The following is a 6,140-nucleotide window of genomic DNA, read 5'->3' on the forward strand; positions in this document are numbered from 1 at the left end:
ACGCGCTAGCGTCCGACGCCGTGTGACGTGAGGCCGGCGCGGGTCAGGATGTCGACGTCGAGCAGGTTGCGGGTGTCCACCACGGCCTGCCCGGACATCGTCCCGGCGAGCGCCGCCCAGTCCAGCGACCGGAACTGAGGCCACTCGGTCAGCACGACGAGCGCGTTCGCGTCCTTCGCCGCGTGCTGCACGTCGTCGACGACCGTGACGTCGTCCGTGACGCCTTCCACCGCGTGCGGGATCGCCGGGTCGTACGCGACGAGCTCAGCGCCTTCTTCTTTGAGCATCTTCGCGATCTTCAGCGCCGGGGAGTCCCTCAGGTCGTTGGTGCCCGCCTTGAACGCGAGACCCAGCAGCCCGAGCTTCTTGCCCGGCAGGCCGCCGACCGCCTGGGCGATCTTGCTGATGATCAGCCGGCTCTGCTTCTCGTTGGTGTTGATCGTGGCCTGGAGCAGCTCGAACTCGTGGCCCGCCGCCTCCGCGATCTGCAACAGCGCGTGCGTGTCCTTGGGCAGGCACGAACCGCCCCAGCCCGGCCCCGGCTGCAGGAACGACTGCCCGATGCGCTGGTCGAAGCCCATGCCCTCGGTGACGTTGGCGATGTCCGCGCCGAGCCGCTCGCACAGTTCCGCCATGGCGTTGACGTAGCTGAGCTTCATGGCGAGGAAGCAGTTGGCGCTGTACTTCACGAGCTCCGCGCTGGCGGCGTCCATGAGCACCGTGGGCGCGCCGAGACGGGCGTAGAGGGCTGAGACGCGTTCAGCGGCGTTCTGGGCGTCGGAACCGACGACGATCCGGTCCGGGTGCATGAAGTCCTTGACCGCGCTGCCCTCGCGCAGGAACTCCGGGTTGCTGGCGACGAACACGTCGTCGCGGTCCAGCAGTTCGAGCACGCGCTTGGCAGTGCCGACCGGGACGGTCGACTTGTTGACGACCACGGTCCCGGCTGCGAGGAGATCCTTCATCTCGGCGACCGCGGCCTCGACGGCCCTGAGGTCGGCCGCGCCGCTCTCGCCCATCGGCGTCGGCACGCAGAGGAAGACGACCTCGGCGTCCCGCACGGCGTTGCGCACGCCGACGACGAACTCGAGGCGCCCGGCGGCGATGCCCTCCGCGACGAGTTCGGTCAGCCCGGGCTCGAAGATCTGGACCTCGGCCCTGCGGAGCTGCTCGACCTTCTTCTCGTCGATGTCCGCGCAGACGACGTGGTGCCCCAGCGACGCGAGGCAGGCGGCTGACGTGAGCCCGACGTACCCGGCACCGACGACCGCAACCCGGCGAACGAACATCCCCGAACCGCCCTTGATCAGCATGAACAGTTGAGCGCCGATCGTGTCATAGGTGCCCTGTCGCGGAGGGTGGTTTCACAGGGCCCGTGAGATCTCTCGCAGACGTTCTGTTAAGAAGGTGAGTCGGTGCCACTTGCAACCGCTGACGAGTGCTAGACGTCTACTACGGGTGTAGGTCACCACTCGGAGGCGACACATGTGGATCACAGTGACATTAGTCACATTGGGCGGTTTGGCGTTCCTGACGCGAACCGTAATGGCCCTCCTGGCCGTTTCCCCCAACAAGGACGCACGTGATTACCCTAAGCCACAAGCGTCCACCAATTGAGATACTCGTTCGGAGTACGTCTTACGGACGAACGTTGACTTACCGTACGATCCTTTCGGGTCGTATGACTGATCAGTCACCCGAAGGGGACCTCACAGGGGTAGGTGCGCCATGGACCACGCACTGAGCAAGGTCATCGAGCTGCGCGAGAACGGCTTTCAGTTCCTCCACCTGAGGGACGATGCCGGCCAGCTCGACCGCATCATGGCGTTCAAGCAGCGCAGAGGGTTCATCGACTCGATCCTGTTCTGGTCGGAGACAGAGGCGCGCGCAGGCCGTCTGCCTGCGGTCCGCGACTCGGCCCGCCCGGCCCAGGCCGTGTGGATCTACGAGGGTCCGTTGACCGAGGCCGTGGACCGGCTTCTCGACCTGCCAGAACCCGGCGCTCGCAACGCACCGTCGTTGATGAAGGCGACCGCTTCCGATCTGGCCGTCGTGACGACGCTGCCGTTCAAGCTGAAGCTTCCGCCGGGCGCGATCGCCTAGTTCACCGTTAGTTATTTTCGAAGTCGCCGCGCTTGATGGTGCCGCTTAACGCTGCCCATTCGGGCGCGGCGACTAGTGAATTTGACCGATTTAAGTTCGTCACGCGTAGGTGTGCGAACGGGCCGTTGTGTCCAATACGACCAGAACCGTGACGTTCGGTAGCAGGCGAGTGGCATCCACCCAAAGGATGAAGAATGTCCCTCTCCTGAGTTACGCAGCTTGATGTAGAGGGCCCGAACACGAAACGTTCGCGCCCATGAACCTCAGGAAGACCGTCACCGGGGCCGCTGTTGCCCTCGGCAGCGCCACCGTCATGCTCGGCCTGGGTGGTATCGCGCACGCTGACACCGCAGACGCCACTGCTCACACGCAGCCCGACATCGGCGGCCAGCTGGGCGACGTCGCATCGGTCGGCTCGCTCGCGAAGGTCGACACCGCCGACGCGGCCGGCAAGATCCAGGCCATCAACGCCGAGGACGCGGACGTCACCGCGCTCGTCGAGAACGTCGACGCCGGCGGCAACGGAGTTCCCGCCGCGACGCTGCTCGGTCTCAACGAGCCGACCGCGCCGTGGAACGGCTTCGCGCACGTCGACATCTGATCCAACCAGTACTTCCTGGCCGGGGCGGCGCCCGATTCCCTCCCCCTCGAATCGGGCGCCGTTCCACTTTTTCCACGGAGCGAACGCCTTGAGCATCAAGAAGATCGTCGCGTCCGCCGGGATCGCCGCCGGTGCGATCGCCGCACTGGCCGGCACCGCGCAGGCGGCGCCGCTGTCCGCACCTCAGCTGCCGGACGTCGACCCGATCAGCAAGGTCAGCGACCTCGGTGAGAGCGCCGGCATCTCCACGCTGCACAACCTCGGTGGCAACGTGGAGATGATCCACGACGGCACCCAGGTCATCGGCGGCTGACTAACGCCCGACGGCGTAACCCTGCACGCCGCGCGGGTTCGCGCCGGCGCGCAGGAGTCCGTCGGAATCCCTCGCCACGGCCGACATCCGGCCAAGGGTCCACTCGCCGGCGTCCACGACCTGGTGGCCACGCGCTCGCAACGCAGCCAGGACGTCCGCGCCGGCGCGGGACTCGATGACGAGTTCGCCAGGGGTCCAGGCGCGCGGGTAGAACGAGCTCGGGAACGCGTTCGAGTGCCACATCGGCGAGTCGATCGCCTCCTGGAGGTTCAGCCCCGCCTGGTGCGCCAGCCAGAAGCCGAGCTGCCACTGGTCCTGCTGGTCACCGCCGGGCGTGCCGAACGCCAGCGCGGCCTCGCCGTCGCGCAGTGCCATCGAAGGCGACAGGGTGATCCGGGGACGCTTGCCGGGCGCCAGTGAGTTCGGCAGACCCTTGTCCAGCCAGAACATCTGGGCGCGGCTGCCCAGGCAGAAGCCGAGCGACGGGATCGTCGGCGACGACTGCAGCCAGCCACCGGACGGGGTCGCGGAGACCATGTTGCCCCAGCGGTCCACGACGTCCACGTGCACGGTGTCGCCACGCGTCACGCCGGAGCGGGCCACGGTCGGTTCGCCGGTCGCACCGGTCGGGTCGGAGACCTGCACCGCCGGGCCACCGACGATGTGCTTGGGCAGCACCGGTTCCCGGCCGTCGGGCGAGCCAGGACGCAGCTCGAAGGAAGCCTCAGAGCCGATCAACGCACGGCGTTGCGAGGCGTAGGAACGCGACAGCAGGGTGTCCAGCGGGACGTCGCCGGCATCGCCGTACCAGGCCTCGCGGTCCGCGAACGCGAGCTTCGCGGCCTCGACGGCGAGGTGGATGGTCTCGGCGGTGGGCTTGTCGTCCACATAGGACAGGTCGTAGCCCTCCAGCAGCCGGAGCTGTTGCGCCAGAACGGGTCCCTGCGTCCACGCACCGGCCTTGACCAGGGTCCACGAACCGAAGTCGGTCAGCACGGCGTCCTCGTACGAGGCCTCCCACGACGACATGTCGGCACCGGTCAGCACACCGGCGTGGTCACGTCCCGAGTCGTCGCGGAAAGCCCGGCGGCAGAACTCGTCGACCTGCGCCGCCACGAACCCCTGCGACCACGCCCGGCGCGCCGCCTCGATCTGCGCCTCCCGATCGCTGCCCGCGGCCTCGGCAGCGGCCAGCAGCCACTCCCAGGTGTCAGCGAGCTTCGGGTTGCGGAACCGGCCGCCCCGCACCGGCAGCGCACCACCGGGCATCCACTGCGCCGCGGAGGTCTGCCAGTGGTCGCGGAACAGGTCGGAGACCATCTCGATGGTGTCGACGACGCGGGCGACGAGCGGGAACCCGTCACGGGCGTAGCCGATCGCCTTGTCCAACACGTCGCGCAACGACTTGGTGCCGTAGTCACGCAGAAGAGTCAGCCAGCCATCCCACGCGCCCGGCACCGTCGCGGCCAGCAGCCCGCTGCCGGGAACCAGGTCGAGCCCCAGCCCCGCGTAGTGCTCGATCGACGCTCCAGCCGGCGCCACACCCTGGCCGCAGAGCACCCGCGGCCCGGAACCAGCCGCAGCGAAGATGATCGGAACCTCGCCCCCAGGGCCGTTGAGGTGCGGTTCCACCACCTGCAACACGAACCCGGCGGTCACGGCGGCATCGAAGGCGTTGCCGCCGTCCTCCAGCACGGCCATGGCCGCGGAGGAGGCCAGCCAGTGGGTCGAACCGACCATTCCGAAGGTGCCGACGAGTTCGGGGCGCGTGGTGAACACCCCATAAAGGTATGCGACGCTAACTAAATTGCGTGACTCCGAGTGACGCATGCCGCACACCCGAACGGAGTAGCGTCACCTCGGGGTACGACTTTGGTCGTAGCTATCGGTGACAGATCTCCTACTAGAGGTCTACCGACGCGGCCGATGTTTCGAACGCTCTCGAACGGCACAGTTCAGGGCATGGGAATTCTGACGATCGCGACCATCTTCATCGGCCTCGCGCTCCTGGCAGCGGTGCCGTTGGTGGCGCTGCTCCACTGGACCGACCGTTGAGTTCGAGGTAACGAGCGTTAACCTCCTCGCGAGCAGTTCTTCTCGAGGAGGATGAAGGCATGGAGATCTCGGGTACCGCGGCCATCGTCACCGGTGGCGCCTCCGGTCTCGGCGGCGCGACCGCACGTGCGCTGGCGGCGCGTGGAGCGCAGGTGTTCGCGCTCGACCTGCCCGGCGCCATCGAGAAGGCCGACGCGATCGAGAACGTCACCTACCTGTCCGCCGACGTGACCTCGGGCGAAGAGGTCCAGGCCGCCGTCGACACCGCGGCCGGCTCTGGCGCCCCGCTGCGCATCACGGTGAACTGCGCGGGCATCGGCCCGTCGTCCCGCACGGTCGGCAAGACCGGGCCGCACGACCTCGACCTCTACCGCAAGATCATCGAGATCAACCTGATCGGCACCTTCAACGTGCTGCGCCTGTCCGCCGCCGCGATGGGCAAGACCGAGGAGCTCGAGCACGGCGCCCGCGGCGTCATCATCAACACCGCCTCGATCGCCGCGTTCGACGGTCAGATCGGCCAGGTCGCCTACGCCTCGTCCAAGGGCGGCGTCGTCGGCATGACCCTCCCGGCCGCCCGCGACCTGAGCAACGTCGGCATCCGCGTGCTCACCATCGCGCCCGGCATCGTCGACACCCCGATGCTCGCCACGGTCTCCGACGAGTTCCGCGCGGGCCTCGCCGCCGGCGTGCCGTTCCCGAAGCGCCTGGCGCAGCCGGCGGAGTACGCGCAGCTGGCGCTCTCGATCATCGAGCACGACTACCTGAACGGCGAGGTCATCCGCATGGACGGCGCTCTCCGGATGGCTCCCCGCTAAGCACCTGGCCGAAAGTGGTATCCGAAACCTCTGGCCTCGCTGGGTGCCCACAGTGTCCTGCAAGTACCACCAACTCTTGATCGAATCGCCGTCAACTACACCCGATCTCGTCGCCGCCTGTCGAGCCGCTGCGGTGTTCTCAGAGGGAAGCGACCCCTGTTGGGTGTAGAAACACGCCTGTTGATGTTGAGTTGGTGGTACTTGCAGACGCCATGAGAGCCCAGGGCAGAGCGCCAGACGAGTAACGGAC

At 67.5% G+C, this 6,140-nt stretch carries 6 protein-coding genes; 4 read left to right on the forward strand and 2 right to left on the reverse strand.

Annotated elements, in window-relative coordinates:
• Positions 1-5: 5 nt before the first annotated feature.
• Positions 6-1,289, reverse strand: coding sequence for a UDP-glucose dehydrogenase family protein (locus B0F77_RS12560; protein ID WP_086663049.1), 1,284 nt, complete (start codon positions 1,287-1,289; stop codon positions 6-8).
• A 439-nt stretch (positions 1,290-1,728) separates the two neighbouring features.
• Here B0F77_RS12560 and B0F77_RS12565 point away from each other — a divergent pair, with 439 nt between their 5' ends.
• The 3 genes from B0F77_RS12565 (at position 1,729) to B0F77_RS12575 (ending at position 3,017) form a co-directional block, all read left to right on the forward strand.
• Positions 1,729-2,103 carry a hypothetical protein gene (locus B0F77_RS12565; protein WP_086663032.1) on the forward strand — a complete coding sequence of 125 codons (375 nt, stop codon included), beginning with the start codon at positions 1,729-1,731 and terminating at the stop codon, positions 2,101-2,103.
• A 256-nt stretch (positions 2,104-2,359) separates the two neighbouring features.
• Entirely contained in the window at positions 2,360-2,704 is a 345-nt protein-coding gene (locus B0F77_RS12570; protein ID WP_086663033.1) for a hypothetical protein, read from the forward strand.
• An 88-nt stretch (positions 2,705-2,792) separates the two neighbouring features.
• Complete coding sequence (locus B0F77_RS12575) at positions 2,793-3,017, forward strand: hypothetical protein (RefSeq protein WP_086663034.1); 225 nt, start codon at positions 2,793-2,795, stop codon at positions 3,015-3,017.
• Here the strand turns inward: B0F77_RS12575 and B0F77_RS12580 are convergent, their stop codons facing one another.
• Positions 3,018-4,796 (reverse strand): gamma-glutamyltransferase family protein, encoded by a 1,779-nt coding sequence (locus B0F77_RS12580; protein ID WP_086663035.1) that lies wholly within the window; start codon positions 4,794-4,796, stop codon positions 3,018-3,020.
• 335 nt (positions 4,797-5,131) lie between these two features.
• Between B0F77_RS12580 and B0F77_RS12585 the strand changes: the two genes are divergently transcribed.
• Positions 5,132-5,890 (forward strand): SDR family NAD(P)-dependent oxidoreductase, encoded by a 759-nt coding sequence (locus B0F77_RS12585; RefSeq protein WP_086663036.1) that lies wholly within the window; start codon positions 5,132-5,134, stop codon positions 5,888-5,890.
• Positions 5,891-6,140 lie beyond the last annotated feature (250 nt).

The sequence above is a fragment of the Lentzea kentuckyensis genome (assembly GCF_002150765.1).
GTDB classification, from domain to species: domain Bacteria; phylum Actinomycetota; class Actinomycetes; order Mycobacteriales; family Pseudonocardiaceae; genus Lentzea; species Lentzea kentuckyensis.